24 protein-coding genes are annotated in these 25,913 nt (G+C 66.9%); 14 read left to right on the forward strand and 10 right to left on the reverse strand.

Features of this window, described 5'->3' with window-relative positions:
• The first annotated feature begins 10 nt into the window (after positions 1-10).
• Entirely contained in the window at positions 11-919 is a 909-nt protein-coding gene (locus tag LJF27_RS02565; protein ID WP_023116826.1) for a LysR family transcriptional regulator, read from the forward strand.
• A 14-nt stretch (positions 920-933) separates the two neighbouring features.
• Here the strand turns inward: LJF27_RS02565 and LJF27_RS02570 are convergent, their stop codons facing one another.
• Complete coding sequence (locus LJF27_RS02570) at positions 934-1,536, reverse strand: nitroreductase family protein (RefSeq protein ID WP_003100063.1); 603 nt, start codon at positions 1,534-1,536, stop codon at positions 934-936.
• A 253-nt stretch (positions 1,537-1,789) separates the two neighbouring features.
• On the opposite strand from LJF27_RS02570, the gene LJF27_RS02575 reads away from it, so the two are divergent.
• The gene (locus LJF27_RS02575; protein WP_003109981.1) at positions 1,790-2,146 is read left to right on the forward strand and encodes a hypothetical protein; all 357 of its coding nucleotides are present in this window, start codon (positions 1,790-1,792) and stop codon (positions 2,144-2,146) included.
• Positions 2,147-2,203: 57 nt separating this feature from the next.
• On the opposite strand, the gene LJF27_RS02580 is transcribed toward LJF27_RS02575, so the two are convergent.
• Both LJF27_RS02580 and hslO read right to left on the reverse strand, forming a co-directional pair.
• Entirely contained in the window at positions 2,204-3,745 is a 1,542-nt protein-coding gene (locus LJF27_RS02580; protein WP_003109982.1) for a phosphoenolpyruvate carboxykinase, read from the reverse strand.
• 115 nt (positions 3,746-3,860) lie between these two features.
• A complete protein-coding gene (gene hslO, locus LJF27_RS02585; RefSeq protein ID WP_003096245.1) occupies positions 3,861-4,754 on the reverse strand; it encodes an Hsp33 family molecular chaperone HslO in 894 nt (297 codons plus the stop codon).
• Between the two features lie 112 nt (positions 4,755-4,866).
• Between hslO and LJF27_RS02590 the strand changes: the two genes are divergently transcribed.
• The gene (locus tag LJF27_RS02590; protein ID WP_003114057.1) at positions 4,867-5,670 is read left to right on the forward strand and encodes a phosphatase PAP2 family protein; all 804 of its coding nucleotides are present in this window, start codon (positions 4,867-4,869) and stop codon (positions 5,668-5,670) included.
• Between the two features lie 37 nt (positions 5,671-5,707).
• Here LJF27_RS02590 and LJF27_RS02595 read toward each other — a convergent pair whose 3' ends face one another.
• The gene (locus LJF27_RS02595) at positions 5,708-6,103 is read right to left on the reverse strand and encodes an RNA-binding S4 domain-containing protein (RefSeq protein WP_003136003.1); all 396 of its coding nucleotides are present in this window, start codon (positions 6,101-6,103) and stop codon (positions 5,708-5,710) included.
• Positions 6,104-6,312: 209 nt separating this feature from the next.
• Here LJF27_RS02595 and LJF27_RS02600 point away from each other — a divergent pair, with 209 nt between their 5' ends.
• The 3 genes from LJF27_RS02600 (at position 6,313) to LJF27_RS02610 (ending at position 8,898) form a co-directional block, all read left to right on the forward strand.
• Positions 6,313-6,747: an ATP-dependent zinc protease gene (locus LJF27_RS02600; protein WP_003123679.1), complete on the forward strand. Its 435-nt coding sequence runs from the start codon at positions 6,313-6,315 to the stop codon at positions 6,745-6,747.
• A 131-nt stretch (positions 6,748-6,878) separates the two neighbouring features.
• Entirely contained in the window at positions 6,879-7,784 is a 906-nt protein-coding gene (rimK, locus tag LJF27_RS02605) for a 30S ribosomal protein S6--L-glutamate ligase (RefSeq protein ID WP_003096254.1), read from the forward strand.
• 190 nt (positions 7,785-7,974) lie between these two features.
• A complete protein-coding gene (locus LJF27_RS02610; RefSeq protein WP_003100070.1) occupies positions 7,975-8,898 on the forward strand; it encodes an LD-carboxypeptidase in 924 nt (307 codons plus the stop codon).
• A 76-nt stretch (positions 8,899-8,974) separates the two neighbouring features.
• Here LJF27_RS02610 and amgS read toward each other — a convergent pair whose 3' ends face one another.
• Both amgS and amgR read right to left on the reverse strand, forming a co-directional pair.
• Positions 8,975-10,294: a two-component system sensor histidine kinase AmgS gene (gene amgS / locus LJF27_RS02615; RefSeq protein WP_003096258.1), complete on the reverse strand. Its 1,320-nt coding sequence runs from the start codon at positions 10,292-10,294 to the stop codon at positions 8,975-8,977.
• Positions 10,295-10,388: 94 nt separating this feature from the next.
• Complete coding sequence (gene amgR, locus LJF27_RS02620; protein WP_003096259.1) at positions 10,389-11,132, reverse strand: two-component system response regulator AmgR; 744 nt, start codon at positions 11,130-11,132, stop codon at positions 10,389-10,391.
• A 188-nt stretch (positions 11,133-11,320) separates the two neighbouring features.
• Between amgR and LJF27_RS02625 the strand changes: the two genes are divergently transcribed.
• From LJF27_RS02625 to gshA, 3 genes are all read left to right on the forward strand, one after another.
• Entirely contained in the window at positions 11,321-13,660 is a 2,340-nt protein-coding gene (locus LJF27_RS02625) for a Tex family protein (RefSeq protein ID WP_003100071.1), read from the forward strand.
• 38 nt (positions 13,661-13,698) lie between these two features.
• Positions 13,699-14,061 (forward strand): PaaI family thioesterase, encoded by a 363-nt coding sequence (locus LJF27_RS02630; RefSeq protein WP_042115369.1) that lies wholly within the window; start codon positions 13,699-13,701, stop codon positions 14,059-14,061.
• A gap of 206 nt (positions 14,062-14,267) precedes the next feature.
• A complete protein-coding gene (gshA, locus tag LJF27_RS02635; RefSeq protein ID WP_023116827.1) occupies positions 14,268-15,851 on the forward strand; it encodes a glutamate--cysteine ligase in 1,584 nt (527 codons plus the stop codon).
• Between the two features lie 42 nt (positions 15,852-15,893).
• Here gshA and argA read toward each other — a convergent pair whose 3' ends face one another.
• Complete coding sequence (gene argA, locus LJF27_RS02640; RefSeq protein ID WP_003096265.1) at positions 15,894-17,192, reverse strand: amino-acid N-acetyltransferase; 1,299 nt, start codon at positions 17,190-17,192, stop codon at positions 15,894-15,896.
• A gap of 336 nt (positions 17,193-17,528) precedes the next feature.
• Between argA and LJF27_RS02645 the strand changes: the two genes are divergently transcribed.
• Positions 17,529-18,230 (forward strand): MarC family NAAT transporter, encoded by a 702-nt coding sequence (locus LJF27_RS02645; RefSeq protein ID WP_003114055.1) that lies wholly within the window; start codon positions 17,529-17,531, stop codon positions 18,228-18,230.
• Here LJF27_RS02645 and argE read toward each other — a convergent pair.
• From argE to LJF27_RS02660, 3 genes are all read right to left on the reverse strand, one after another.
• Positions 18,203-19,357: an acetylornithine deacetylase gene (gene argE, locus LJF27_RS02650; RefSeq protein ID WP_003100077.1), complete on the reverse strand. Its 1,155-nt coding sequence runs from the start codon at positions 19,355-19,357 to the stop codon at positions 18,203-18,205. The two genes, LJF27_RS02645 and argE, sit on opposite strands and share 28 nt — an antisense overlap.
• Before the next feature lie 99 nt (positions 19,358-19,456).
• Positions 19,457-20,725: an inorganic phosphate transporter gene (locus LJF27_RS02655; protein WP_023107373.1), complete on the reverse strand. Its 1,269-nt coding sequence runs from the start codon at positions 20,723-20,725 to the stop codon at positions 19,457-19,459.
• 44 nt (positions 20,726-20,769) lie between these two features.
• Positions 20,770-21,447, reverse strand: a complete 678-nt coding sequence (locus LJF27_RS02660; RefSeq protein ID WP_003100081.1) for a TIGR00153 family protein — start codon at positions 21,445-21,447, stop codon at positions 20,770-20,772.
• 113 nt (positions 21,448-21,560) lie between these two features.
• On the opposite strand from LJF27_RS02660, the gene LJF27_RS02665 reads away from it, so the two are divergent.
• The 4 genes from LJF27_RS02665 (at position 21,561) to LJF27_RS02680 (ending at position 25,882) form a co-directional block, all read left to right on the forward strand.
• Positions 21,561-22,925, forward strand: a complete 1,365-nt coding sequence (locus LJF27_RS02665; RefSeq protein WP_003100082.1) for an inorganic triphosphatase — start codon at positions 21,561-21,563, stop codon at positions 22,923-22,925.
• Positions 22,926-22,962: 37 nt separating this feature from the next.
• A complete protein-coding gene (locus LJF27_RS02670; protein WP_023116828.1) occupies positions 22,963-24,747 on the forward strand; it encodes a GspE/PulE family protein in 1,785 nt (594 codons plus the stop codon).
• Positions 24,748-24,968: 221 nt separating this feature from the next.
• Positions 24,969-25,421, forward strand: a complete 453-nt coding sequence (locus LJF27_RS02675; protein ID WP_004352365.1) for an NfeD family protein — start codon at positions 24,969-24,971, stop codon at positions 25,419-25,421.
• Positions 25,422-25,552: 131 nt separating this feature from the next.
• Complete coding sequence (locus LJF27_RS02680) at positions 25,553-25,882, forward strand: DUF2388 domain-containing protein (protein WP_003096280.1); 330 nt, start codon at positions 25,553-25,555, stop codon at positions 25,880-25,882.
• Positions 25,883-25,913 lie beyond the last annotated feature (31 nt).

Raw genomic sequence — 25,913 nt, forward strand, 5'->3', positions numbered from 1 at the left:
AATTCAGGCAGTGAATATACAAACCTTCGACCTCAACCTGCTACGCGTCCTTGACGCGCTGCTGCGCGAACGCAACGTCTCGCGCGCGGCGGAGCGCCTGGCGCTGAGCCAGCCGGCAGTGAGCAATGCGCTGAACCGCCTGCGCGAGCTGCTCGACGACCCGCTGCTGGTCCGCGCCGGTCGTGCGATGCAGCCGACGCCCCGGGCGCTGGCGCTGGAAGCGCCGATCCGCGCGGCGCTGCGGCAGATCGAACAGAGCCTGGGCGACGGCGAGGGCTTCGATCCGGGGCGCAGCCGGCAGCGCTTCACCGTAGCGGTGACCGACTACGTCGAACTGATCTGCATGCCCGCCCTGATGCGCCGCCTGAGTGAGCGGGCGCCGGGAATCTCCATCGCCATCCAGCACCTGACCCCGACCTTGCCGGCCGAGGCGCTGGACAAAGGCGAACTGGACCTGGTGCTAGGCCGCTTCGAAAACGTCCCGGCGCGCTTCCAGCGCCGCCATTGGGCCAGCGAGACCCTGCAACTGGTCGCCCGGCGTCAGCACCCGCTGCTGGCGCAGGCTCCCGACCTGGCCACCTTCCTGGAGCTGCAGCACCTGTGGGTGCACGGCGGGCAGAGCAAGGGGATGGTCGACCAGTGGCTGGGCAGCCAGGGGCTCAAGCGGCAAGTGGCCTACACCACGCCGAACTACCTGCAGGCAGCGCACATCGCCGCGTACAGCGACCTGGTCGGCGTCCTGCCGCGACAACTGGCGCACTACTTCGAACGATTGCTGCCCCTGCAATCGTTCGACCTGCCGTTCGACCTCGGCCCGTTCCACCTGGAACTGGTGTTTCTGGCCCAGCGCGAACGCGACATCGCCCTGCAATGGCTGGTCGAACAGATCCGCCAGGTCGGGGCCGCCGGACCGGACTAGGGGAATCCGGGCAGTCAGAAGCGGTCGCGAATGACCAGTTCTTCCCGCGGCAGCTTGCCGCTGCGCGGCCAGGGTTCAACGGCCTTTTTCCCGACCGCGACCATCAGGCCGATCACATGGTTGTCCGGCAGGTTGATCAGCCGGGCCACGGCATCGAAGTCGAAACCATCCATCGGACACGAATCCAGGCCCTGGCCGCGGGCGACCAGCATCAGGGTCTGCGCCAGCAGGCCGCAGCTGCGCATGGCTTCGTCGCGCTGTACCTGGGGCTTGCCGCGGTAGTAGGTGTCGATGGCGCCTGCCATGAACGCCTGTACCGCCTCGGGAGCACCGTCCCAGACCCGCTGCGCGTTGCGCTCCCAACTGTCGAGCTGGGCGCACACCACCACCAGCATCGCCGCGTCGGTGACCTGCGCCTGGTCCCAGGCCACTTCGCGCAACTGCACGCGCAATTGCGGATCGCTGACCTCGACCAGCCGCACGTGTTGCAGGTTGAAGGCGGAAGGCGCATGCAGCGCCAGGTCCAGGAGATGGTCCTTCTCTTCGCGAGTCAGGCTGAAGGATGAGTCGTAGCCCTTGATGGCACGGCGACTACGAACGGCGTCTTCGATATGCATGGGGGAAATCCACTGCGAGGGAACAAAGGGGCGCCCACTCTAGGGCATTGGCGAGAAGATAAACCAGACTTCAATAAATCCGACGCAGCCCCACAGCAGCTACTTACAGAATTAGGACTAGGACTATTCCTAGGAAGGAATTTTCCTAAGGAATTGTCCTATATTCCACTCCAATGCCAGCGCCTGGGAGAGGGCCCCTCCCGGGACGCACGAACGCAGAAAAATAAGGATGAACTCACGTAGGAGTAAGCTCATGAACAGGATGGGCCAACTGGCTTTGTTCGGTCTTCTTGTAGGAACTTCCAGCAACCTGTTCGCCGCCCCCGGCAGCATCAGCGGCGTCATCCGCTTCACCGGCGCCATTGTCGAGCCACCATGCTCGATGAGCGCTCCCCGCCAAGACGAAAGCAAGGGCAGTTTCCACCTCAGTGGCTGTCCCATGCAGGCGCGCACCGCGGATGTCAGCATCCGTTCGATGAAGACCGGCGAGGTGCGCCACTTGCAACCCAGCGATACGGTCATCGGTGAACGGGACTTCTCGGCGCGCTATGAGCTGGCCGGAAGCGGTCGCCGCTCCGGCAACTACCTGATCACCGTCACCTACCCCTGACGTTCGCCCATGAAAAAACCGCCCGAAGGCGGTTTTTTCATGGTGCCGAAACGTGGCTTACAGCTGCGGGCCGGCGGCCTTGATCGCATCGGAAACCTCGAATTTCTTGAAGTTTTCGATGAACTGCTTGGCCAGGCCCTTCGCCGCCTCGTCGTAGGCAGCCTTGTCAGCCCAGGTGTTGCGCGGGTTGAGCAGATTGGTCTCGACGCCCGGAACGGCCTTCGGCACGTCCAGGTTGATGATGTCCAGGTGCTCGGTTTCCGCGCCGATCAGCGCGCCGCTCTGGATCGCCGCGATCACGCCACGGGTGGTCGGGATGTTGAAGCGCTTGCCGACGCCGTAGCCACCGCCGGTCCAGCCGGTGTTGACCAGGTAGACCTTGGAGCCGAAGGCCTTGATACGCTTGATCAGCAGCTCGGCGTAGACACCGGCCGGACGCGGGAAGAAGGGAGCGCCGAAGCAGGTGGAGAAGGTCGACTTGATGCCGCCGCCGGAACCCATCTCGGTGGAGCCGACCAGCGCGGTGTAGCCGGACAGGAAGTGGTAGGCCGCCTGCTCGTTGTTCAGGATCGATACCGGCGGCAGTACGCCGGTCAGGTCGCAGGTCAGGAAGATCACCGCGTTGGGCTCGCCGCCGAGGTTCTTCTCCGAACGCTTCTCGACGTGCTCCAGCGGGTAGGCGGCGCGGCTGTTCTGGGTCAGGCTGTCATCGGCGTAGTTGGGCACGCGCTCTTCGTCGAGAACCACGTTCTCCAGCACGGCGCCGAACTTGATGGCTTTCCAGATGACCGGCTCGTTCTTCTCGGACAGGTCGATGCACTTGGCATAGCAACCGCCTTCGACGTTGAACACCACGCCCTCGCCCCAGCCGTGCTCGTCGTCACCGATCAGGTAACGGCTTTCATCGGCGGACAGGGTGGTCTTGCCGGTGCCGGACAGGCCGAAGAACAGGGTCACATCGCCCGCTTCGCCGATGTTGGCAGCGCAGTGCATCGGCAGCACGTCGCGCTCGGGCAGCAGGAAGTTCTGCACGGAGAACATGGCTTTCTTCATCTCGCCGGCATAGCGCATGCCTGCGATCAGCACTTTCTTCTGGGCGAAATTGAGGATCACGCAACCGTCGGAGTTGGTGCCGTCGCGCTCGGGCACGCATTCGAAGTTGGCGACATTGAGGACCTGCCACTCGTCCTTGCCGGCCGGGTTGTACTGCTCCGGCTCGATGAACAGGCAACGGCCGAACAGATTCTGCCAGGCGGTAGCGGTGGTCATCTTCACCGGCAGGTAGTAAGCCTCGGCGGAACCTACATGAACATGGGAAACGAAATGGTCCTGGGCGTTGTTGAACGCTTCCACGCGGGCCCACAGCGCATCGAACTTGTCGGCCGGGAACGGACGGTTGATGTTGCCCCAGGCGATCGCGTCCTTGGTGCTCGGCTCTTCGACGATGAAACGGTCGACCGGCGAACGGCCGGTGCGATGGCCGGTACGTACGACCAGCGAGCCGTTGGCGGCCAGTTCGCCCTCACCGCGGCGAATGGCTTCTTCTACCAGTTGGGCGGCGCTGATATCGGTGTACACGGCGTTGTTGGCTTGCGTCATGTGGTTCCCCGTCGGCCAGAGGCCGAGTCCTCCAAACTTCGTAGCGCTTCAAAAAACTCACTACAGGAAAAAAGTGGCGGGATTATGCCAGAAAAGCCCGCTGGATGAAAAATCGTCAGTGGCGGGTCTCGGAAGGCCCCTGGCTGCCAGCGCCAGCGAACAACTGGGCGACGTCGGAGGCGTCGAACAGGTAGCGCTGGTTGCAGAACTGGCAGTCGATGCTGATCGAGCCTTCTTCCTCCTCGAGCAGCCGCTCGCAGTCGGCCTGCCCGAGACTGACCAGGGCGTTGGCCGAACGTTCCCGCGAGCAACTGCAATGGAAGACCAGCGGTTGCGGCTCGAACAGGCGCACGGTTTCCTCGTGGTAGAGGCGGTGCAGGACGGTCTCGTTGTCCAGCGCCAGCAGCTCTTCGGCGGTCAGCGTGTCGGCCAGGGTGGTCAGGTGCTGCCAACTGGCCTCGCGGGCCTCGGGGTCCTTCAGGCGGTCGGCGGGAAGCTGCTGCAGCAGCAGGCCGCGGGCACGGCGGCCGTTGGCGTTGAGCCAGAAACGGGTCGGCAGCTGTTCCGAGCTGGCGAAGTAGTTGGACAGGCATTCCGCCAGGTTCACCCCCTCCAGGGCGACGATCCCCTGGTAGCGCTGGCCCTTGACCGGGTCCACGGTGAGGGTCAGCACGCCTTCGGGCATCAGTTCCTGCATGCCGGCGTCGGCGCCGATGGACTCCGCCGAATAGCGGGCCAGGCCACGCACCTGGCGGTCGCTGGAACACTCCACCATCAACAGCGGAACCGCGCCGCTGGAGCGCGCCTGCAATACCAGCAGGCCGTCGAACTTGAGCGTGCCGCAGAGCAGCGAGGCCGCCGCGAGCATCTCCCCGAGCAGCTGCGCGACCGGTTCCGGATAGGGATGTTTGGCCAGCACTTCGCTGTAGCTGCGCTCGAGATCGACCATCTCGCCGCGCACGTCGGTATCGTCGAAAAGGAAACGCTGGCTCTGATCTGAATGGGACATGCGGGACACAACGCTACGAATGAGGGAATGACAAGTGAGTGACAAAGGCCTATAAAAGCGCGCTTCGTGACAGTCGTACGCCGACCCGGCGCCGATAGGGGGAAACGATTTTATGGATAATGCCTCTCCGTTCCAAGCGGCCTGGCAATGGCGCAAGTTCGCCATCTGTCATCTTCTGGCGCTCCTGCTGCTGATCCTGTGGCTCTGGGGCCCCACCCGCGAGCTGATGAACGGCTTCGACTTCTGGCTCTTCGACAAGCTCAACGGCTCCCTCGCCCTCAACGAAACCTGGCTGAAACTCTGGGGCCTGCTCAGTACCCGACCGTTCGACGCGGTGGTCGGGGTGATCCTGCTCTGCCTGCTGATTCGCGGCGACTGGCTGCTGCCGGCGAACCAGGTACGGCGGCTGACCTTCGGCTTCATCGTGACCCTGCTGATCCTGGTGGTGATCCGCGTGCTCTACGCGAAGATCGCCCACCACCTGCACTGGCAGCACGCCAGCCTGTCCATGCTGATGGACAAGGCCATCCACCTCAGCGACCACTTCCCGGACTGGGAACGCGTGTGGGAAATCAAGGACCGCTCCAAGCGCAGCTTCCCCGGCGACCACGCCTCGGTGCTGCTGGTCTGGGCGCTGTTCATGTCGCTGTTCGCCCGCCGCGCCGGGCAGTTCCTGCTGATCTGGACCCTGGCCGTGCTGTTCATGCTGCCGCGCCTGGTAGCCGGCGCGCACTGGGGCCAGGACGACTACATCGGCGGCCTGCAGATGGCCCTGCTGGCCCTCGCCTGGGGCTGCTACACACCGCTGGCGGCGAAGGCCAGCGGCTGGCTGGTGCAGGTGACCGAACCGCTGTTCCGCCTGCTGGCGAAATTGCCGCTGATCGGCCGCCTCGGCGTGGTCCGCGACTCGGCCTGAGGCCATCCCGGTCTCCCCTGCGGGAGACCGGCGCTTCTCAGTCCTGGCCGCCGCGCAACTGGTGGATCTGCCGCCGCTGCTTCTTGCTCGGCCGCCCCTCGGTCTGTACGCCCAGCGCCCCGGCCTTGCGCATGGCCGCCGCGCGCTCGCGGCTTTCCACGCTGTCCGCGGTTTCCTCGTAGAGAGCTTGGGCCTCCGGCGCCCCACGACGGACTACGGAAAGCGCGCGAATCGTCACGGTTCGCTCGTCGAAGCCCGTACGAATGGTCAATTCCTCCCCTACCCTGGGTTCCTTGCTCGGCTTGCACCGCTCGCCCCGGCAATGCACCTTGCCGCCCTCTATCGCGGCCTTGGCCAACGCCCGGGTCTTGAAGAAGCGCGCCGCCCAGAGCCACTTGTCCAGGCGCACCTTGTCGTCGTCTTTCTCGCTCACTGGCATTTCCCGTATTCGTTCCGCCGCTGTCTCGCGACTGTCATCGACAGCCGCTAGGTTCGTCTTCGGCATCCTCGGGCAGCCGTCTGGCGGCCGCCCATAGCCCTGCTAGAATGCCGGCAAAACGCCTGGAATGCCTACCCGTGAAGACATTCGACCAGCTTTCCGTCATCGGTCTGCGCGAGTGGATCGCCTTTCCCGAACTGGGCATGGTCGGGCTGCGCGCGAAGATCGACACCGGCGCCAGCACCTCCAGCCTACATGCCTCGGACATCGTTCCCTTCGAGCGCGACGGCGAGAAGTGGGTGCGCTTCACCGCCCACCTCGGCACGCTGGTACAGCGCCGGCACCGTTGCGAAGCGCCGATGGTCGCGCGCAAGACCATTCGCAGCTCCAACGGCCAGGCCCAGACCCGCTACGTGATCCGCACCACCCTGGCGCTGGGCGATCGCATGTGGCCGGTGGAGTTCACCCTGGCCTGCCGCAAGTCCATGCGCTATCGCGTGCTGCTCGGCTCCAAGGCGCTGATCGCCGGGCAACTGGTGGTCAACCCGGCCCTGGCCTACGTCCAGGATCGTCCCGAGTCGCCGGCCGCCCTGCCCGCGGCGACGGGCATCAACCTGCTCGACGGGAGTCCGGTTTGAGCCATTCGCCGGCAGCACCTGTCCAACCTCCATCCATTCCCGAAACGGCCGGTCCAATGCCTGCCGCGACGACAACCCACAGCCTCGCCGCCGCTGCCCACCAGCCGGTCCAACCCATCCACAGGTGCTGAATGAAAATCGCCGTGCTGTCGCGCAATCCCCGGCTCTACTCGACCCGTCGCCTGGTGGAGGCCGGGCGGGAGCGCGGCCATGAAATGGTGGTCATCGATACGCTGCGCGCCTACATGAACATCGCCAGCCACAAGCCGCAGATCCACTACCGGGGACAACCGCTGGAGGGCTTCGACGCGGTGATCCCGCGCATCGGCGCCTCGGTGACCTTCTACGGCTGCGCGGTATTGCGCCAGTTCGAGATGATGGGCGTGTTCCCGCTCAACGAGTCGGTCGCCATCGCTCGCTCGCGGGACAAGCTGCGCTCGCTGCAACTGCTGTCGCGCAAGGGCATCGGCCTGCCGGTGACCGGCTTCGCTCATTCCCCGGACGACGTCCCGGACCTGATCGAGATGGTCGGAGGCGCACCGTTGGTGATCAAGCTGCTGGAGGGCACCCAGGGCATCGGCGTGGTCCTCTGCGAAACCGAGAAGGCCGCCGAATCGGTGCTCGAGGCTTTCATGGGGCTCAAGCACAACATCATGGTCCAGGAGTACATAAAGGAAGCCGGCGGCGCCGACATCCGCTGCTTCGTGGTCGGCGACAAGGTGATCGCCTCGATGAAGCGCCAGGCAGCGCCCGGCGAGTTCCGCTCCAACCTGCACCGAGGCGGCAGCGCCAGCCTGATCAAGATCACCCCGGAAGAACGCATGACCGCCATCCGCGCCGCCCGCGTGATGGGCCTGAACGTCGCCGGGGTGGACATCCTGCGCTCCAACCATGGTCCGCTGGTAATGGAGGTGAACTCCTCGCCGGGCCTGGAAGGTATCGAATCCACCACCGGCAAGGACATCGCCGGGATCATCATCCAGTACCTGGAAAAGAACGGCGGCCCCCACCTGGCCAGGACGAAGGGAAAGGGGTGAGCCGGACCAGACAACGCATGCGTTGTCCCGGCCCATCGGACGCACCGCATTACGCTGGCGATCCCGGCCTCGACAGAAGGTCCATGCCACGCTTGAATGAAGCATCGCCGCAACCGATGCCGGAAACCCCGCCGAACCCTGGGCTATTCCGGCACTCGAATCCTTTCCTGACGCTTCACGGAATCGCCGCATGACCTCTCGTCCTTCCTCCGACCAGACCTGGCAGCCCATCGACGGCCGGGTGGCGCTGATCGCGCCAGCCTCGGCCATCGCCACCGACGTGCTGGAGGCGACCCTGCGGCAACTGGAAGTGCACGGCGTGGACTACCATCTCGGCCGCCACGTCGAAGCCCGCTACCGCTACCTCGCCGGGACGGTCGAGCAGCGCCTGGAAGACCTGCACAACGCCTTCGACATGCCGGACATCACCGCGGTCTGGTGCCTGCGCGGCGGCTACGGCTGCGGCCAGTTGCTGCCGGGCCTGGACTGGGGGCGCCTGCAGGCGGCCTCGCCGCGGCCACTGATCGGTTTCTCCGACATCTCGGTGTTGCTCAGCGCTTTCCACCGCCACGGCCTGCCTGCGATCCACGGCCCGGTGGCCACCGGACTCGGTCTGTCGCCGCTGAGCGCCCCCCGCGAGCAGCAGGAGCGGCTAGCCTCTCTGGCCTCGGTCAGCCGCTTGCTGGCCGGAATCGACCATGAACTCCCGGTGCAGCACCTCGGCGGACACAAGCAACGCGTCGAAGGCGCGCTGATCGGCGGCAACCTCACCGCCCTGGCCTGCATGGCCGGCACCCTCGGCGGCCTGCACGCCCCGGCGGGGTCGATCCTGGTCCTGGAGGACGTCGGCGAACCCTACTACCGCCTGGAGCGCAGCCTCTGGCAATTGCTCGAAAGCATCGACGCGCGCCAGCTCGGCGCGATCTGCCTGGGCTCGTTCACCGATTGCCCGCGCAAGGAAGTCGCCCACAGCCTGGAGCGGATCTTCGGCGAATACGCCGCCGCCATCGAGGTGCCGCTCTACCACCACCTGCCCAGCGGGCATGGTGCGCAGAACCGAGCCTGGCCTTACGGGAAGACCGCGGTGCTCGAGGGAAACCGGTTGCGCTGGTAGGGACGGGGCGCGCCCTTCTCCGTAAGCGCGAGAGGGGGCGGGAAGTGCCGCTGGAACGGCACAAACCCGTCGGGTATCAGGCCGCGCCGCGCGGCAGCAGCAACCCCAGCGGCAGGCAGACCCGCGCTTCCAGGCCGCCGCCATCGCGGTTGCGCAGTTCGACGCTGCCGCCGTGCTGGGCGGCGATGCGCTTGACGATCGCCAGGCCGAGGCCGGTGCCCTTGCCGCCACGCGCCTTGTCGCCACGGATGAAGGGATTGAAGATGCTGTCCACTTCCGCGGGATCGATGCCCTGGCCGCGATCGAGCACGCTCAGCACCACGTAGGGCGCCGCGCTTTCGCCGGCCACGTAGCTGGCCACCTCCACCGAACCGCCGCCGTGGTTCAGGGCATTGTCGATCAGGTTGCCCAGCAGACGCTTCATCGACACACGCCGCAACGGCATCGCCGGTACCGGTTGCAAGGCCATGCGCACCTGCTCGCGAGTCTGGTTGAACGGCGCCACGACCTCGCGCACCAGGTCGGTCAGGTCGCCCTCCTCCACCGGCTCGTCGCGGCCGTCGCGGATGAAAGCGAGGAACTGGTCGAGGATCGCGTCCATGTCCTCGATGTCGCGGATCATGTCCTCGACCATCTCCCGTTCGCTCTCCGGCAGCAACTCCAGCGACAGGCGCAGGCGCGTCAGCGGGGTGCGCAGGTCGTGGGAGACACCGGCCAACATCAATTCGCGTTCGCGCCCGCCCTGCTCGATGTCCTCGGCCATCTGGTTGAAGGCGCGATACACCTCGGCCATTTCACTCGGCGTCTCCGGTCCCAGCGGCAGGCGCACGCTGCGCCCCTGGCCGAACTGGCGGGCGGCGACCACCAGGCGCTTGAGCGGCTGGCTGAGCTGGCGGACGAAGATCCAGGCGGCGGCGGTGGAGAGCAGGCCGATGCCGAGGAACCAGCCGAGCACGCTCCAGATCCGTTGGCCACGCAAGGGATGCGGATACAGCGGCACCGCCAGCCAGCCTTCGCCGAGGCTCGGTGCGCGCACCCAGAGCTGCGACGGCTGGTGGATACGCAGGCGGGTCTCGGTGTCCGGCCCCAGCTCCATCTGCATCTGCCGCTGGAAGATTTCCGTGTACGGCCAGTGCTGCTCGCCGGGCTGGTCGGCGCTGCTCGGCACCCAGCGCAGGCCGGAAGCCTTGGCGATGGCCGCGCGCGACTCCTCGTCGGCAGCCCAGAACGCGCGGATGGTCAGCGCCGCGCCGTGGCTGTACTGGCGGTCGACGATCACGTCCTCGTTCATCAGCAGGTAGACCAGGGTCAGCGCCTTGGAGAACAGCACGACGATCAGCACCAGCCAGAGGGTGCGGGCGAAGAAGCTTTGCGGGAACCAGAGCGGCGTTTTCATCGATCGGACCGGTTGCGCGCCGGCGGACGGGGCCGACGCCTGTTGCGGGTAAGACGACGCGGCCGGTGCATCGCTGCACCGGCCGCGCGGAGACTCAGGCCTTGCGCGCGTTGCCGTCCGGCACGAACACGTAGCCGACGCCCCAGACCGTCTGGATATAGCGCGGCTTGGACGGATCCGGCTCGATCAGCCGGCGCAGGCGCGAGATCTGCACGTCGATGGAACGCTCCAGGGCATCCCACTCGCGGCCACGGGCGAGGTTCATCAGCTTGTCCCGGGTCAGCGGTTCGCGGGCGTGCTGCACCAGGGCCTTGAGCACGGCGAACTCGCCGGTGGTCAGCATGTGTACCTCGTCGCCCTTCTTCAGTTCGCGGGTGGCGAGGAACAGCTGGTAGTCGCCGAAGGTCACCACCTCGTCGGCACCGGCAGGCGCGCCGGGCACCAGCGGCGCCTGGCGGCGCAGCACGGCCTTGATCCGCGCCAGCAGTTCGCGCGGGTTGAACGGCTTGGCCAGGTAGTCGTCGGCGCCCAGTTCCAGGCCCTGGATGCGGCTGCCCTCGTCGCCCTTGGCGGTGAGCATGATGATCGGCACCTGGTTGTTCTGTTCGCGCAGGCGGCGGCAGGCAGTGAGGCCGTCCTCGCCGGGAAGCATCAGGTCGAGCACAACCAGCTGGAACAGTTCGCGGGATAGAAGGCGATCCATCTGCTCGGTGTTCTCCACCGCGCGGACGCGGTAGCCCTGCTCGTCGAGGAAACGTTCGAGCAGGCGGCGCAGGCGGGCGTCGTCGTCGACGACGAGGATCTTTTCACCTTCGGCCAGGGCGGCAGGGTTCGACATAGAAACTCCCAGAATGAGTCAGGCGGGCATTATCGCCCAGGTAGCGGCTGGGCCGGACTGTCCATTGTTAGCAGATTTTTCCCCGACCAGCCGCCCTCCAAGGCGAAACTTGGCAGGTATAATGCGGCGCTTTTGCGGCGGGGCGTTGTCTACACGGCCCGTTTTCGTTCGTTTTACCAGGTGGATCAATGGACAGCATCAACACCCGTATCGCCGAAGAGCTCTCCGCACTGCCCTCCGGCCGCGTTCAACCGCAGCAAGTCGCCGCTGCCGTCGCCCTGCTCGACGAAGGCTCCACCGTTCCCTTCATCGCCCGTTACCGCAAAGAGGTCACCGGCAGCCTCGACGATACCCAGTTGCGCATGCTGGAAGAGCGCCTGCGCTACCTGCGCGAACTGGAAGAACGCCGCGGCGCGATCCTCGCCAGCATCGAGGAACAGGGCAAGCTGACCCCCGAACTGGCCCGCGACATCAAGCTCGCCGACACCAAGACCCGTCTCGAAGACCTCTACCTGCCTTATAAGCAGAAGCGCCGCACCAAGGGCCAGATCGCCCTGGAAGCCGGCCTCGGCGCGCTGGCCGACGCACTGTTCGACGACCCGACCCTGGTCCCGGAAAGCGAGGCCGCGCGTTTCGTCGACGCCGAGAAAGGCTTCGCCGACGTCAAGGCGGTGCTGGAAGGCGCCAAGTACATCCTCATGGAGCGCTTCGCCGAAGACGCCACGCTGCTCGACAAGCTGCGCGTGTTCATGAAGAACGAAGCGACCCTGACCGCCCGCGTGGTCCCCGGCAAGGAACAGGAAGGCGCCAAGTTCAGCGACTACTTCGAACACGACGAGCCGCTGAAAAGCGCCCCGTCGCACCGCGCCCTGGCGATCTTCCGCGGACGCAACGAAGGCGTCCTCAGCGCCTCGCTGAAGGTCGGCGAGGAAGCGCCGGGCACCCTGCACCCATGCGAGGTCATGATCGCCGAGCGCTTCGGCCTGTCCAACCAGGGCCGCGCCGCCGACAAGTGGCTGGCCGAGGTGGTGCGCTGGACCTGGAAGGTCAAGCTCTATACCCACCTGGAAACCGACCTGTTCGGCGAGCTCCGCGACGGCGCCGAGGACGAGGCGATCAGCGTGTTCGCGCGCAACCTGCACGACCTGCTGCTGGCCGCCCCGGCCGGCCCGCGCGCCACCCTCGGCCTCGACCCGGGCCTGCGCACCGGGGTCAAGGTCGCGGTGGTCGACGCCACCGGCAAGCTGCTGGACACCGCCACCGTCTACCCACATGCGCCGAAGAACCAGTGGGACCAGACCCTCGCCGTGCTCGCCGCGCTGTGCGCCAAGCACCAGGTCGAGCTGATCGCCATCGGCAACGGCACCGCCAGCCGCGAGACCGACAAGCTGGCCGGCGAACTGATCAAGAAGTATCCGGGCATGAAGCTGACCAAGATCATGGTCAGCGAAGCCGGCGCATCGGTGTATTCCGCCTCCGAACTGGCGGCGAAGGAGTTCCCCGAGCTGGACGTGTCCCTGCGCGGCGCCGTATCCATCGCCCGTCGCCTGCAGGACCCGCTGGCGGAGCTGGTGAAGATCGAGCCCAAGTCGATCGGCGTCGGCCAGTACCAGCACGACGTGTCCCAGCTGAAGCTGGCGCGTAGCCTGGACGCGGTGGTCGAGGATTGCGTGAACGCCGTCGGCGTCGACGTCAACACCGCCTCCGCCGCCCTGCTGGCACGCATCTCCGGCCTCAACTCGACGCTGGCGCAGAACATCGTCGCGCACCGCGACGCCAACGGAGCGTTCCGCACCCGCGACGAGCTGAAGAAAGTCAGCCGCCTGGGCGAAAAGACCTTCGAGCAAGCCGCCGGCTTCCTCCGCGTGATGAACGGCGACAACCCGCTGGACGCCTCGGCGGTGCACCCGGAGACCTATCCGCTGGTGCAGCGCATCGCCGCCGACACCGAGCGCGACATCCGCTCGCTGATCGGCGACTCGGCGTTCCTCAAGCGCCTCGACCCGAAGAAGTTCACCGACGAGACCTTCGGCCTGCCGACCGTCACCGACATCCTCAAGGAACTCGACAAGCCCGGCCGCGACCCGCGTCCGGAGTTCAAGACCGCAGAATTCCAGGAAGGCGTCGAGAGCCTCAAGGACCTCAAGCCGGGCATGGTCCTGGAGGGCGTGGTGACCAACGTCACCAACTTCGGCGCGTTCGTCGACATCGGCGTCCACCAGGACGGCCTGGTGCACATCTCGGCGCTGTCCGAGAAGTTCGTCAAGGATCCGTACGAAGTGGTCAAGGCCGGCGACATCGTCAAGGTCAAGGTCATGGAAGTGGACATCCCGCGCAACCGTGTCGGCCTGTCCATGCGCATGAGCGACACCCCCGGCGAGAAGGTCGAAGGCCAGCGCGGCGGGCGTCCCACCGGCAGCGGCCAGCCGCGCCAGGAGCGTGGCGCCCCGCGCGGACAGAGCGCGCCGCCGGCGAACAACGCCATGGCCGCGCTGTTCGCCAACGCCAAGCAACTGAAGAAGAAGTGACGGAGCCGTCCATGAGCGAGATGCCCGCCCGCGAGCAGATGATCAGCGCCTACAGCGAACTGGTCGGCCTGGACCCGGTCAGCCTCGGCGACGGCGTCGCCGAGGTACGCCTGCCGATGGCCGCGCACCTGCGCAACCGCGGCGGGGTCATGCACGGCGGCGCGCTGTTCTCGCTGATGGACGTGACCATGGGGCTGGCCTGCTCCAGTTCCCATGGTTTCGACCGCCAGAGCGTCACCCTGGAATGCAAGATCAACTACATCCGCGCCGTCGCCGACGGCGAGGTGCGCTGCGTCGCCCGCGTCCTCCATGCCGGGCGCCGCAGCCTGGTGGTGGAAGCCGAGGTGCGGCAAGGCGACAAACTGGTCGCGAAAGGACAAGGTACCTTCGCCCAGTTGTAAACCGGCGCGGCCGCCATGCGGCAGAATGGCGCGCAACGGCGATCCCGATCCGTGCCGGGCGCCCGCCTCGACGGCTCCCGCCGAAGTCGCGGCGACCGGCCCCCGGACGAAGCGAAAACGCATTTACGTCCTCCCTCTTGTAGACCGCTCGGTCCACCCTCATATTGGGGCGACCGATCTGGGACGCGATCACAAGGAATCCCGACTTGAGCGATCTTCTCTCCCGCCGCCTGGCTCTGCTCGGCGCCGCAGCCAACCTGCCCCTGCTGACCGAGTGCCTGCATGGCATCGAGCGCGAATGCCTGCGAGTCGATAGCGACGGCAAGCTGGCGCTCACCCCCCACCCCCGGGCCCTGGGTTCGACCCTGACCCATCCGCAGATCACTACCGACTACTCCGAGGCCTTGCTGGAGTTCATCACGCCCACGGAAACCGACGTCGCCGACACTCTGGGCGATCTCGAGCGCATCCACCGCTTCGCCAGTTCGAAACTGGACGGCGAATACCTGTGGAGCCCATCGATGCCCTGCGAGCTGCCGGACGAGGAGAGCATCCCGATCGCCCGCTACGGCAGCTCGATGATCGGCCGCCTGAAGTACGTCTACCGCAAGGGCCTGGCGCTGCGCTACGGCAAGACCATGCAGTGCATCGCCGGCATCCACTACAACTTCTCCCTGCCGGAGAGGCTCTGGCCGCTGCTGCGCCAGGCCGAAGGCAGCGAGCTGTCGGAACGCGACTACCAGTCCGCCGCCTACATCGCCCTGATTCGCAATTTCCGCCGCTACAGCTGGCTGCTGATGTACCTGTTCGGCGCCTCGCCGGCCCTCGACGCCGGCTTCCTGCGTGGCCGCCCGAGCCAGTTGGAGCGCCTCGACGAACACACGCTTTACCTGCCCTACGCCACCAGCCTGCGGATGAGCGACCTGGGCTACCAGAACAACGCCCAGGCCGGTCTGACGCCCTGCTACAACGACCTGCAGAGCTACATCGACAGCCTGCGCCAGGCGGTCAGCACGCCCTACCCGCCCTACGAGAAGGTCGGCACCAAGCAGGATGGCGAATGGGTGCAGCTGAACACCAACATCCTGCAGATCGAGAACGAGTACTACTCGAGCATCCGGCCAAAGCGCGTCACCTACACCGGCGAGCGTCCGGTGCAGGCCCTGGCCGCTCGCGGCGTGCAGTACGTGGAAGTGCGCTGCCTGGACATCAACCCGTTCCTGCCGCTGGGCATCGACCTGGACGAGGCGCGCTTCCTCGACGCCTTCCTGCTGTTCTGCGCGTTCAGCGACAGCCCGCTGCTGAACGGCGAGTGCAGCGACGCCACCGACAACTTCCTCGCCGTGGTCAAGGAAGGCAGGCGGCCGGGCCTGCAATTGCAACGTCGCGGCCAGCCGGTGGAATTGCAGGTCTGGGCGAACGAGCTGCTCGAACGAATCGCCGACACCGCGGCGCTGCTCGACCGCGCGCGCGGCGGCGAAGCCCACGCGGCGGCGCTGGCAGCGCAGCGGGCGAAGGTGGCCGATGCGGAACTGACGCCTTCGGCGCAGGTGCTGAAGGTCATGCGCGAGCGCGGCGAGAGCTTCGAAGCGTTCTCCCTGCGCCAGAGCCGCGAACACGCGGAGTATTTCCGCCAGCATCCGCTGGCCGCCGAAGAGCAGGCGCGCTTCGAGAAGATGGCCAGCGACTCCCTGACCGAACAGACGGAGCTGGAACGCGACCAGGATGGCGACTTCGATACCTTCGTCGCCGCCTACCAGGCGAGCATCCTCGGCCTGATCAGCAACTGAGCCAAGCCGGCGCGCCCCTGCGCCCAGGGACGCGCCGGCGGATCACAGGCTCTTCTCGAATACCTGCGAATTGCGCTGGAAGTTGTACAGCGAGGCCCGCGCCGCCGGTAGCCGTTCGACGCTGCTGGGCTGGAAGCCGCGCTCGCGGAACCAGTGCGCGGTCCGCGTGGTGAGCACGAACAGGGTCTTCAGGCCGAGTCCGCGCGCGCGCTCTTCGATCCGCTCCAGCAGTTCGTCGCCACGCCCGCCGTGGCGGTACTCCGGGTTGACCGCCAGACAGGCCAGCTCGCCCGCCTCGGAATCGGCGATCGGATAGAGCGCGGCGCAGGCGATGATCAGCCCTTCGCGCTCGACGATGCTGAACTGTTCGATCTCGCGTTCCAGCACCTCGCGGGAACGGCGTACCAGGATGCCCTGCTCTTCCAGTGGGCGGATCAGCTCGATCAGCCCGCCAACGTCCTCGATGCCCGCCTCGCGCAACTGCTCGAACTGCTCCTGGGCGACCAGGGTGCCGTTGCCGGTGCGGGTGAACAGCTCGCTGAGCAGCGCGCCGTCCTCGGTGTAGCTGACGATATGGCTGCGCTTGACCCCGGCCCGGCAGGCCTGCGCCGCGGCGTCCAGCAGCTCGGCCTGGTAGCTGTTGCCCAGCCGTTGCAGGTGCGCGGGCACCTGCTGCGGGCGTAGTTCGCGGACCAGTTTGCCGGATGCGTCCAGCAAGCCCTGTTCGGCGCCGTAGAGAATCAGCTTTTCCGCTTCCAGGTCGATGGCGGCGCGCATGGCCACGTCTTCACAGGCCAGGTTGAAGATTTCCCCGGTCGGCGAGTAGCCCAGCGGCGAAAGCAGAACGATGCTGCGCTCGTCGAGAAGGCGGCCAATGCCCTTGCGGTCGATGCGACGGACCTCACCGGTATGGTGGTAGTCGACACCCTCGACCACGCCGATCGGCCGCGCGGTGACCAGGTTGCCGCCAGCGACCCGCAGGCGCGCGCCCTGCATCGGCGAGGCGGCCATGTCCATCGACAGCCGCGCCTCGATGGCGATGCGCAGGCTACCCACGGCGTCGATGACGCATTCCAGGGTCGGCGCATCGGTCACTCGCAGGTCGCGGTGATAGCGCGGAGCCAGGCCGCGCGCGGCCAGGCGCGCCTCGATCTGCGGGCGCGAACCGTGCACCAGCACCAGGCGCGCGCCGAGGCTGTGGAGAAGGACCAGGTCGTGGACGATATTGCCGAAATTGGGATGCTCCACCCCTTCGCCGGGGAGCATGACCACGAAGGTGCGGTCCCGGTGCGAGTTGATGTAGGGCGAAGCGTGACGTAACCAGTTGACGTAGTCGGGCATGGTGGGGAAAGCCTGTCGTTTCGTGAGCGAGAGCAAAGCGTGAGCGGCCGGGACGGCCCGAAGGGCGCCGTTATCGTCGTCGCAGCAACATCGACAGGCTTCTCCTCACTTTCTGGTTAACGAGACGGATGGATCACGCGCGAGTTTAAACCCTCGGCGGCCCCCCGGCCGCGGGATTCGACCATGGTACGGGGCCTGGGGCCGGAACGAACCGTTTTACCACTATTTTTGAAAAAAACTATCCGAAAACCCCGGTTAACTCGTACAGCGCTTTTTCGCTAGGCTGCCTCGTTCGCCGTGCCGTCCGGCGCGCAACCACGCGAACGAGGAAAATCCATGAGCGAATACTTCCATCACGTCCTGATCGGACTGCTCGCCGTGCTTCCGGTGGCCAACCCGCTGACCAGCGTCTCGCTACTGCTCGGCCTCGGCGGCAGCCTGCCGCCGGCGGAGCGCAACCGGCAGATATTCAAGGCCAGCCTCTACGTGGCGCTGATCATGCTGGTCAGCTTCTACGGCGGCAGCCTGGTGATGCAGGTGTTCGGCATCTCCATTCCCGGCCTGCGCATCGCCGGCGGGCTGATCGTCGCCTATATCGGTTTCACCATGCTGTTCCCCGCCACCACGCCGGACGAGACCGAAGTCCAGCACGACCTGCTGTCGGACGAGGAAAAGATCACCCCGCACTTCCGCGACCTGTCCTTCGTTCCGCTGGCCCTGCCGGGTACCGCGGGGCCGGGGACCATCGCCCTGGTGGTCAGCTCGGCGTCGACGCTGCAATCCACCTACGGAAGCATTCCGCTGTTCATCCACCTCGCGGCGATCACCGTCACCCTGCTCACCGCGCTGATCTTCTGGATCGCCCTGCAAAGCTCCGGGCGCATCATGAAGTTCCTCGGCGAATCCGGGATCGACGCCATCTCGCGAGTGGTCGGCTTCCTGCTGGTGGCGATGGGCGTGCAGTTCGTCATCAACGGCGGCTTCGAGCTGGTCGCCGGCCACGCCGCGCTTCAGTCGGCGGCGGGCGTCAGGCAGTAATGCTGGATCAGCCGGCGCAGCACGCCGACCATCGGTTCGATACGCGCCAGTTCGAGGTGCTCGTCGGGCTGGTGGGCACAGGCGATGTCGCCGGCACCGAGGACCAGGGTCTCGCTGCCCAGGCGCTGGAAGTACGGCGCCTCGGTACCGAACGCCACGGCCTCGGCGCGATGCCCGGTCAGGCGTTCGGCGACGCGTACCAGTTCGCTGTCCTGCGCCTGTTCGAACGGCGGCACGGCAGGGAACAGCGGCTGGTAGTCGATGCTCACCTGGTGCCGTTCGGCCAGCGGCCGCAGGCGCTGGCGGATCGCCTCGCGCAACTGCTCAGGCTGCATGCCGGGTAGCGGGCGCAGGTCGAATTCCAGCGAACACTGGCCGCAGATGCGGTTGGGATTGTCGCCACCGTGGATGCAACCGAAGTTCAGGGTCGGCTGGGGCACGCTGAACTGCGGGTTGTTCCAGGCCCGCTGCCATTCCCCGCGCAGCGCCATCAGCTCGCCGATGGTCGCGTGCATGGCCTCCAGGGCGCTACGGCCGAGGTTCGGATCGGACGAATGGCCGCTCTGCCCGAGAATCTCGATGCGCTCCATCATCACCCCCTTGTGCAGGCGGATCGGCCGCAGGTTGGTCGGCTCGCCGATCACCGTGGCGCGACCCAGCGGTCGCCCGCTTTCGGCGAGGGCACGGGCGCCGGCCATCGAGCTTTCCTCGTCGCAGGTGGCGAGGATCATCAGCGGCTGGCGGAACGGCTGGTCGAGCAGCGGCAGCAAGGCCTCGATGGCCAGCGGGAAGAAGCCCTTCATGTCGCAACTGCCGAGGCCGTACCAGCGGCCGTCGCGCTCGTCCAGGCGCAGCGGATCGCTGCTCCACAGCGCTTCGTCGTAGGGCACGGTATCGGTGTGGCCGGCCAGCACCAGCCCGCCGGGACCGCTGCCGTAGCTGGCCAGCAGGTTGAACTTGCCCGGCGAGACTTCCCGGATCTCGCAGCGGAAGCCTAGATCGCCCAGCCAGGAGGCCAGCAGGTCGACCACCGGGCGGTTGGTCTGGTCCAGCTCGGGCTGGGTGCAACTGACGGAAGACGCGGCGATCAGCGCGCCGAACTGGTCTTTCAGAGACGGCAACGGCATGGGACTCTCCACACGGATCGAGCCCCATCATGGCCTATCGCGGCAGTGGATAAAACCGTCCGTTCCGGTTCCGCCTGCGCCAGCCGACGAAGACCGAGCTCAGGCGCCGAACAGCGCGCGCAGGACCAGGAAGAACAGGATCGCCAGCAACGCGCCGGCCGGCAGGGTCACTACCCAGGACAGGAAGATCGAGCCGATCACCCGCAGGTTGAGCGCGCCGATACCGCGCGCCATGCCGATGCCGAGCACCGCGCCGACCAGGGTATGGGTAGTGGACACCGGCAGGCCGATGGCCGAGGCGCCAACCACCGTGGAGGCGGTCGCCAGCTCGGCGGCGAAGCCGCGGCTGGGGGTCAGCTCGGTGATCTCCCGGCCGATGGTCGCGATCACCCGGTAGCCATAGGTAGCCAGGCCGATGACGATGCCCACCGCACCCAGCAGCAGTACCCAGGACGGCACCGGTGAGCGGGTCACCAGTTCCAGGTCGCCGCCGGCCTGGACCACCGCGACGACCGCCGCCACCGGGCCGATGGCGTTGGCCACGTCGTTGGCGCCATGGGCGAAAGCCATGGAGCAGGCGGTGAAGATCATCAGCACCGCGAAGACCCGCTCGACGCTGGCGAAGCCGCCACGCGGATCGGCTCCGCCAGTGGGTCGGATGCGCAACAGCAGGACGATGCCCAGGCCCATCACCAGGCCACCGGCGAGCAACGCCAGGCCCAGCGTCTGGAGGCCGGAAAGCTCCAGGCCGACATGCTTCAGGCCCTTGCCGACGGTCATCAGCGCGACCATGAAGCCCGCCAGGAACATGTACAGCGGCACGTAGCGGCGCGCGCTGCGGAACGGGTCCTCGGCATGCAGTACCAGCCACTGCACGCTCCTGAACAGGGCGAAGGCGAGCAGCCCGGACAGCACCGGCGTCACCACCCAACTGGCGACGATCGGGCCGATCGCGCCCCAGTGCACCGCGTGCACCGAGACACCGACCGAGGCGAAGCCGATGATCGCGCCGACGATGGAGTGGGTGGTCGACACCGGCCAGCCCTTGATCGTCGCCAGCAACAGCCAGACCCCGGCGGCCAGCAAGGCCGAGAGCATGCCGAAGACCAGCAGGTCGGGGGTCATGTACTGCGGGTCGACGATGCCGCTCCTGATCGTTTCGGTGACTTCGCCACCAGCGAAATAGGCACCGCAGAACTCGAAGACCATGGCCACCAGGATCGCCTGGCGGATGGTCAGAGCGCGCGAGCCCACCGAAGTGCCCATGGCGTTGGCGACGTCGTTGGCGCCGACGCCCCAGGCCATGAAGAAACCGAACAGGCAGGCGAGTACGAGGAAGGCGAAGCCGTGGTCGGCGATCAGGGACATGGGCGGTATCCGTGTGCAGGCAGGGTCGGAAAGAAGACTGGCGCTCACCGCGCCAGCAATTGCTCCAGGCGGTTGCCGACCCGCTGGGCGCGGTCGGCGACATCGCCGATCCATTCGATGATCTGGTAGAGGAACATCACGTCCACCGGCGGCAGCTCGCTTTCCAGACGGAACAGCTCGCGGCGTACCTCGACCTGGATGCGGTCGGTATCGTTCTCGATCGCCTCGAGTTCCTCCACCATGCTCTCCACCAGGCTGGTCTCGCGCCCGCCGAAGCCGGTCTCGAGCAGTTCGTTGAGTTCGTTGACCACCCGCAACGCCTGGGCGCTGGCGTCCACCGAGCGCTGCACATAGGCGAGCATCTGGCCCTGTAGCGGCAACGGGATGCGCATGCGCCGGCCCAGCATCAGCCCGACGATGTCCTTGGCGCGATTGGCGACTTTGTCCTGTACACTGAGCAGCTCCAACAGATCGGAGCGCGGCACCGGAAGGAACAGGCTCTTGGGCAGGTGCATCCGGACGTTCTTCTTCAGCCGATCGGCTTCCTGCTCCAGTCGCACCATGTCCTGCTGAACCTGTTCGACCTGCGCCCAGTCCTCGGCGATCACCGCGCGGAAGAACGGCAACAGGCCGGCCGCGCATTCGTGGGCCTTGGCGATGTGCTGCTGCATCGGCCCGATCGGCGAACGGCCGAACAGGCTGATGAACGGATTGGTCGGCATGGAACGCCTCCCTGATGGAAATGCCGAAAAGTATAGGCCACCCACCCCGCGCGCCTTTGATCTGGAACACCTTCACCCGCGGACGCCTGGCGTCCCGAGCCGGACATCGCCCCATGCAGAAAGAAACCGAAATCAAACTCCGCGTCAGCCGCGCCACCCTGGAAGCCTTGCAGGAGCACCCGTTGCTGAAGAAGCGCAACAAATCGGGCTGGGAGCGCCGCGAACTGTACAACCAGTACTACGACACCCCCGGCCGCGAGCTGGCCCGGGCCAAGGTCGCGCTGCGCATGCGCCGCGACGGCGAGCAGTACATCCAGACGCTGAAAAGCCGCGGGCAGAGCGTGGCCGGGTTGTCCGAACGCAACGAGTGGGACTGGTACCTGGAAAAGAACAAGCTCGACCTGAAGAAACTCGACGACAAGTGCTGGCCGGCGGCCCTCAAGGATCTCGACAAGAAGCAGCTCAAGCCGATCTTCAGCACCGACTTCGTCCGCCAGCGCGCCGAGATCGCCTGGGGCCGCGGCAAGGCCAGGGTAGTCGTGGAGGCGGCGCTCGACCTGGGCAAGGTGGTCGCCGGCGACAACCAGGAGGAAATCTGCGAACTGGAGCTGGAACTGCGCCAGGGCGATGCCGCCGCGCTGCTGGAGCTGGCCGCGGAACTGGCCGCCGACCTGCCGCTGATGCCCTGCGACATCAGCAAGGCCGAGCGCGGCTACCGCCTGTTCGATCCGAACAGCTACGAGGTCGATCCCCCGGCCCAGAAACTGCTGGCGGAAACCCCGCTGGACGGTGCCTTCGCCGCCATCGCCTGGTACCTGCTCGGCAGCAGCCAGCGACTGGCCGAACAGTATCGCTTCAACGGCCACTGGCGCCTGCTGGAGGACTGGCTGCAACACCTGCAGGACCTGCGTACCCTGCTCGGCAGCCTCGGCCAGGCGGTGCCACGCGCCAGCAGTCGCGAGCTGCGCGAAGCGCTGGACGCTCTCCTCGCCGACTGGGCGCCGCGCATCGAGCGCGGCCGTGACGACGAGACGCTACGCCAGCAGGCGCCGCAACTGTTCCGCGGCGAACTCGACGAGACCCGCTGGGGCCTGTTCTCCCTGAATGCCTCGCGCTGGCTGCTGGCCAAGGCCTGGACCGAGTCGCGCAACGAGCGCGGCAACCGCCAGGGCTCTGCCGCGCTGGGCAAGTGGCTGCTGCGCAGCCTTGCCGAAGAAGCCCAGGCCACGCCGCTGGCGCGCGCCCACCAGCATCCCGAGCTGCTCCCCGACCAAGCGCCGCGCCTGCAGCGCATGCTTACCTGGTTGCGCCTGGCGCGCGGCGTGCTCGACCTGCCGGAAGCCGACCGCCTCTACGGCGAACTGGCCAAGTTGCTGGAGCTGCTGCGGCAACCTGTCGATGCCGAGCGCCTGGCTGCCCGCGCCACGCAGGCCCATACTGTGCTGACGCTCAAACCCTGGAAGGCGCTGATGAAATAAGCTTCGCCGCTACCGCCATCATCCGAAGGGAGTCTGCATGTCCGTGTTCGCCACCGCCGCCCAGGACCGCCTGCTGGACCTCGGCGACCTGCTCCGCGAGCTGGTCGCCCAGGGCCGGGTCGGGCAGGAGCAGGCCGAACAGTGCCTGGCGATCCGCCGCAGCGCAGTGCGCAACCAGCAGCATCCGCTGGAGTTCCTCGCCGCGCAGCAGGTCGAGGATCTCAAGCGCCCCGGACGCAAGCTCGACCTGGAGACCCTCACCCAGTGGCTGGCCGAGTACGCCGGCCAGCCCTACCTGCGCATCGACCCGCTGAAGATCGACGTCGCCGCGGTGACTCCGCTGATGTCCTACGCCTTCGCCCAGCGCCATGGCATCCTCGCCGTCGCGCTGAGTCCGGAGGAAGTCACCATCGCCAGCGCCCAGCCCTTCGTACAGGGCTGGGAAAGCAACCTGGTGCATGTGCTCAAGCGACCGATCAAGCGGGTGGTGGCGAACCCGGCGGACATCCAGCGCTACACCGTCGAGTTCTTCCGCCTGGCCCGCTCGGTCAGCGGCGCCACCTCGCCGGACCAGAAGATCAGCGGCGTCGGCAACTTCGAGCAGTTGCTCAACCTCGGCGCCGCCGACCAGGAGCCGGACGCCAACGACGCGCACATCGTCACCATCGTCGACTGGCTGTTCCAGTACGCCTTCCAGCAGCGCGCCAGCGACATCCACATCGAGCCGCGCCGCGAGCAGGGCACCGTGCGCTTCCGTATCGACGGCGTGCTGCACAACGTCTACCAGTTCCCGCCGCAGGTGACCATGGCGGTGGTCAGCCGCCTGAAGTCGCTGGGACGGATGAACGTGGCGGAGAAACGCAAGCCGCAGGACGGCCGGGTCAAGACCAAGACCCCGGACGGCGCCGAGGTGGAGCTGCGCCTGTCGACCCTGCCCACCGCCTTCGGCGAGAAGATGGTGATGCGCATCTTCGACCCCGAGGTGCTGCTCAAGAGCTACGACCAGCTCGGCTTCTCCGCCGACGACCTGCGCCGCTGGCAGAGCATGACCAGCCAGCCCAACGGCATCATCCTGGTCACCGGCCCCACCGGCTCGGGCAAGACCACCACGCTCTACACCACGCTCAAGCAACTGGCCACCGATGAGGTGAACGTCTGCACCATCGAGGACCCGATCGAGATGATCGAGCCCTCGTTCAACCAGATGCAGGTCCAGCACAACATCGACCTGACCTTCGCCAGCGGCGTACGCGCCCTGCTGCGGCAGGACCCGGACATCATCATGGTCGGCGAGATCCGCGACCTGGAGACCGCCGAGATGGCGATCCAGGCGGCGCTCACCGGGCACCTGGTGCTCTCCACCCTGCACACCAACGACTCCCCCACGGCGATCACCCGCCTGCTCGAACTGGGCGTACCCTACTACCTGATCCGCGCCACGGTGCTAGGGGTCATGGCCCAACGCCTGGTGCGCACGCTCTGCCCGCACTGCAAGGCGCCGATGCAACTGGCGGACAGCGACTGGCACGAACTGACCCGCCCCTGGAGCGCCCCGCCGCCCAGCGGCGCGCACCAGGCCGTGGGTTGCCTGGAGTGCCGCGACACCGGCTATCGCGGGCGCGCCGGCGTCTATGAAATCATGCTGCTCAGCGATAGCCTGAAAGAACTGATCACCGCCGACACCGACCTGGTCGCCCTACGCCGCCAGGCGTACAAGGAAGGCACCCGCAGCCTGCGCCTGTCCGGCGCGCAGAAGGTCGCCGCAGGTATCAGTACGCTGGAGGAAGTACTGCGGGTGACCCCGCAGAGCGAACAGAAGTAGCGGCACATCCCGTCGGCGGAGTTCCGACGGTTGCACGGCACAACGCCGGACGGGCCTGCCAGGCCCACAGACAAGGATGTAGACGATGACGAGCGTTCCCCCCGCCGTCCCCGCGCCGACGCTCCCCAGCCGCGGCGCACCGCACCTGCGGCGAGCCGCGAGCGGCGTCCCTGGCTCGATGTGGCTCGGCCGGCCGCCGAGCCGGCGCTGAGGGCCGGCCGATGGAAATCCTGCTGCTACGCCTGGACTTCTGGGACTGGCTGGCCTTCGGTACCGTCCTCCTGCTCCTGGAAATCTTCGGTGCCGGCGGCTATCTGCTGCGGGTCGGCCTCACCGCCGCTTGTGTCGGTGCGCTCGGCGCGCTCCTGCCGGGACTGGCCTGGCCTTGGCAGGTAGGGCTGTTCGTCCTGCTCTCCGGGCTGGTCGCCGCCTTGCATCGACGCCGTCGCCGCAAGGCCGGTAGCGTCGAGGAAACGCCAGGGTTGCAGCGACGCGGCGACGACCTGTTCGGCCGCACCTTTCCCTTGCACCGGGCGATCGTCGGCGGGCTCGGCGAGCTGCGCGTCGAGGACGCGTCGTGGCTGGTCAGCGGTCCCGACCTGCCGCGCGGCGCCCTGGTCCGGGTCACCGGCCAGGACGGCGCCCTGCTGCACGTCGAGCCTGCCACGCCCTGAATCGCTGTAGCTCCCGGCCGGCGGGGGCTGTACGGCAGCGGAAAAAGCGACCGGACGGTCATCCCCGCTGGAACTCCGGGACGGCAAACGCGATCTGATGTAACACGCAGCCCCCTATCAGGAGTTCCCCCATGCGTTCCGTCAAACTCGCCGCCGCCACCCTGGTCATCGCCGCCCTGCCGCTGGGCTCGGCCATGGCCGATACCTTCTGGCGCAACATCATTTCCTCGGGTGCCACCACGGCCTCCACCTACCTGACCTTCCGCCACGACCACAAGCTGATCGTCGCCGCGCAGGACGACGCCGGCAGCTACATCGCCAGCGACGGCGCGATCCGCGGGCCGTACCTGGAAGCCGCCCTGCAGAAGCTGCGCAACGACAACCCGGACCTGCAGGCCAGCGACATGGAACTGGCCAGCGCGATCCTCGCCGGCGGCGAGCAGTCCGCCGTCCAGCAGTAGGCCCCGGCGACCTCGCCTCCGCCCGGAGGCG

The sequence above is a fragment of the Pseudomonas sp. 203-8 genome, assembly GCF_020708595.1.
GTDB classification, from domain to species: domain Bacteria; phylum Pseudomonadota; class Gammaproteobacteria; order Pseudomonadales; family Pseudomonadaceae; genus Pseudomonas; species Pseudomonas aeruginosa.

Bases quoted from the DNA above. Each gene is read 5' to 3' on its own strand.
- LJF27_RS02570 (WP_003100063.1), bottom strand. From the start codon at position 1,536: ATGCATATCGAAGACGCCGTTCGTAGTCGCCGTGCCATCAAGGGCTAC.
- LJF27_RS02575 (WP_003109981.1), top strand. From the start codon at position 1,790: ATGAACAGGATGGGCCAACTGGCTTTGTTCGGTCTTCTTGTAGGAACT.
- LJF27_RS02580 (WP_003109982.1), bottom strand. From the start codon at position 3,745: ATGACGCAAGCCAACAACGCCGTGTACACCGATATCAGCGCCGCCCAA.
- hslO (WP_003096245.1), bottom strand. From the start codon at position 4,754: ATGTCCCATTCAGATCAGAGCCAGCGTTTCCTTTTCGACGATACCGAC.
- LJF27_RS02590 (WP_003114057.1), top strand. From the start codon at position 4,867: ATGGATAATGCCTCTCCGTTCCAAGCGGCCTGGCAATGGCGCAAGTTC.
- LJF27_RS02600 (WP_003123679.1), top strand. From the start codon at position 6,313: ATGGTCGGGCTGCGCGCGAAGATCGACACCGGCGCCAGCACCTCCAGC.
- rimK (WP_003096254.1), top strand. From the start codon at position 6,879: ATGAAAATCGCCGTGCTGTCGCGCAATCCCCGGCTCTACTCGACCCGT.
- LJF27_RS02610 (WP_003100070.1), top strand. From the start codon at position 7,975: ATGACCTCTCGTCCTTCCTCCGACCAGACCTGGCAGCCCATCGACGGC.
- amgS (WP_003096258.1), bottom strand. From the start codon at position 10,294: ATGAAAACGCCGCTCTGGTTCCCGCAAAGCTTCTTCGCCCGCACCCTC.
- amgR (WP_003096259.1), bottom strand. From the start codon at position 11,132: ATGTCGAACCCTGCCGCCCTGGCCGAAGGTGAAAAGATCCTCGTCGTC.
- LJF27_RS02625 (WP_003100071.1), top strand. From the start codon at position 11,321: ATGGACAGCATCAACACCCGTATCGCCGAAGAGCTCTCCGCACTGCCC.
- LJF27_RS02630 (WP_042115369.1), top strand. From the start codon at position 13,699: ATGATCAGCGCCTACAGCGAACTGGTCGGCCTGGACCCGGTCAGCCTC.
- argA (WP_003096265.1), bottom strand. From the start codon at position 17,192: ATGCCCGACTACGTCAACTGGTTACGTCACGCTTCGCCCTACATCAAC.
- LJF27_RS02645 (WP_003114055.1), top strand. From the start codon at position 17,529: ATGAGCGAATACTTCCATCACGTCCTGATCGGACTGCTCGCCGTGCTT.
- argE (WP_003100077.1), bottom strand. From the start codon at position 19,357: ATGCCGTTGCCGTCTCTGAAAGACCAGTTCGGCGCGCTGATCGCCGCG.
- LJF27_RS02655 (WP_023107373.1), bottom strand. From the start codon at position 20,725: ATGTCCCTGATCGCCGACCACGGCTTCGCCTTCCTCGTACTCGCCTGC.
- LJF27_RS02660 (WP_003100081.1), bottom strand. From the start codon at position 21,447: ATGCCGACCAATCCGTTCATCAGCCTGTTCGGCCGTTCGCCGATCGGG.
- LJF27_RS02665 (WP_003100082.1), top strand. From the start codon at position 21,561: ATGCAGAAAGAAACCGAAATCAAACTCCGCGTCAGCCGCGCCACCCTG.
- LJF27_RS02670 (WP_023116828.1), top strand. From the start codon at position 22,963: ATGTCCGTGTTCGCCACCGCCGCCCAGGACCGCCTGCTGGACCTCGGC.
- LJF27_RS02675 (WP_004352365.1), top strand. From the start codon at position 24,969: ATGGAAATCCTGCTGCTACGCCTGGACTTCTGGGACTGGCTGGCCTTC.
- LJF27_RS02680 (WP_003096280.1), top strand. From the start codon at position 25,553: ATGCGTTCCGTCAAACTCGCCGCCGCCACCCTGGTCATCGCCGCCCTG.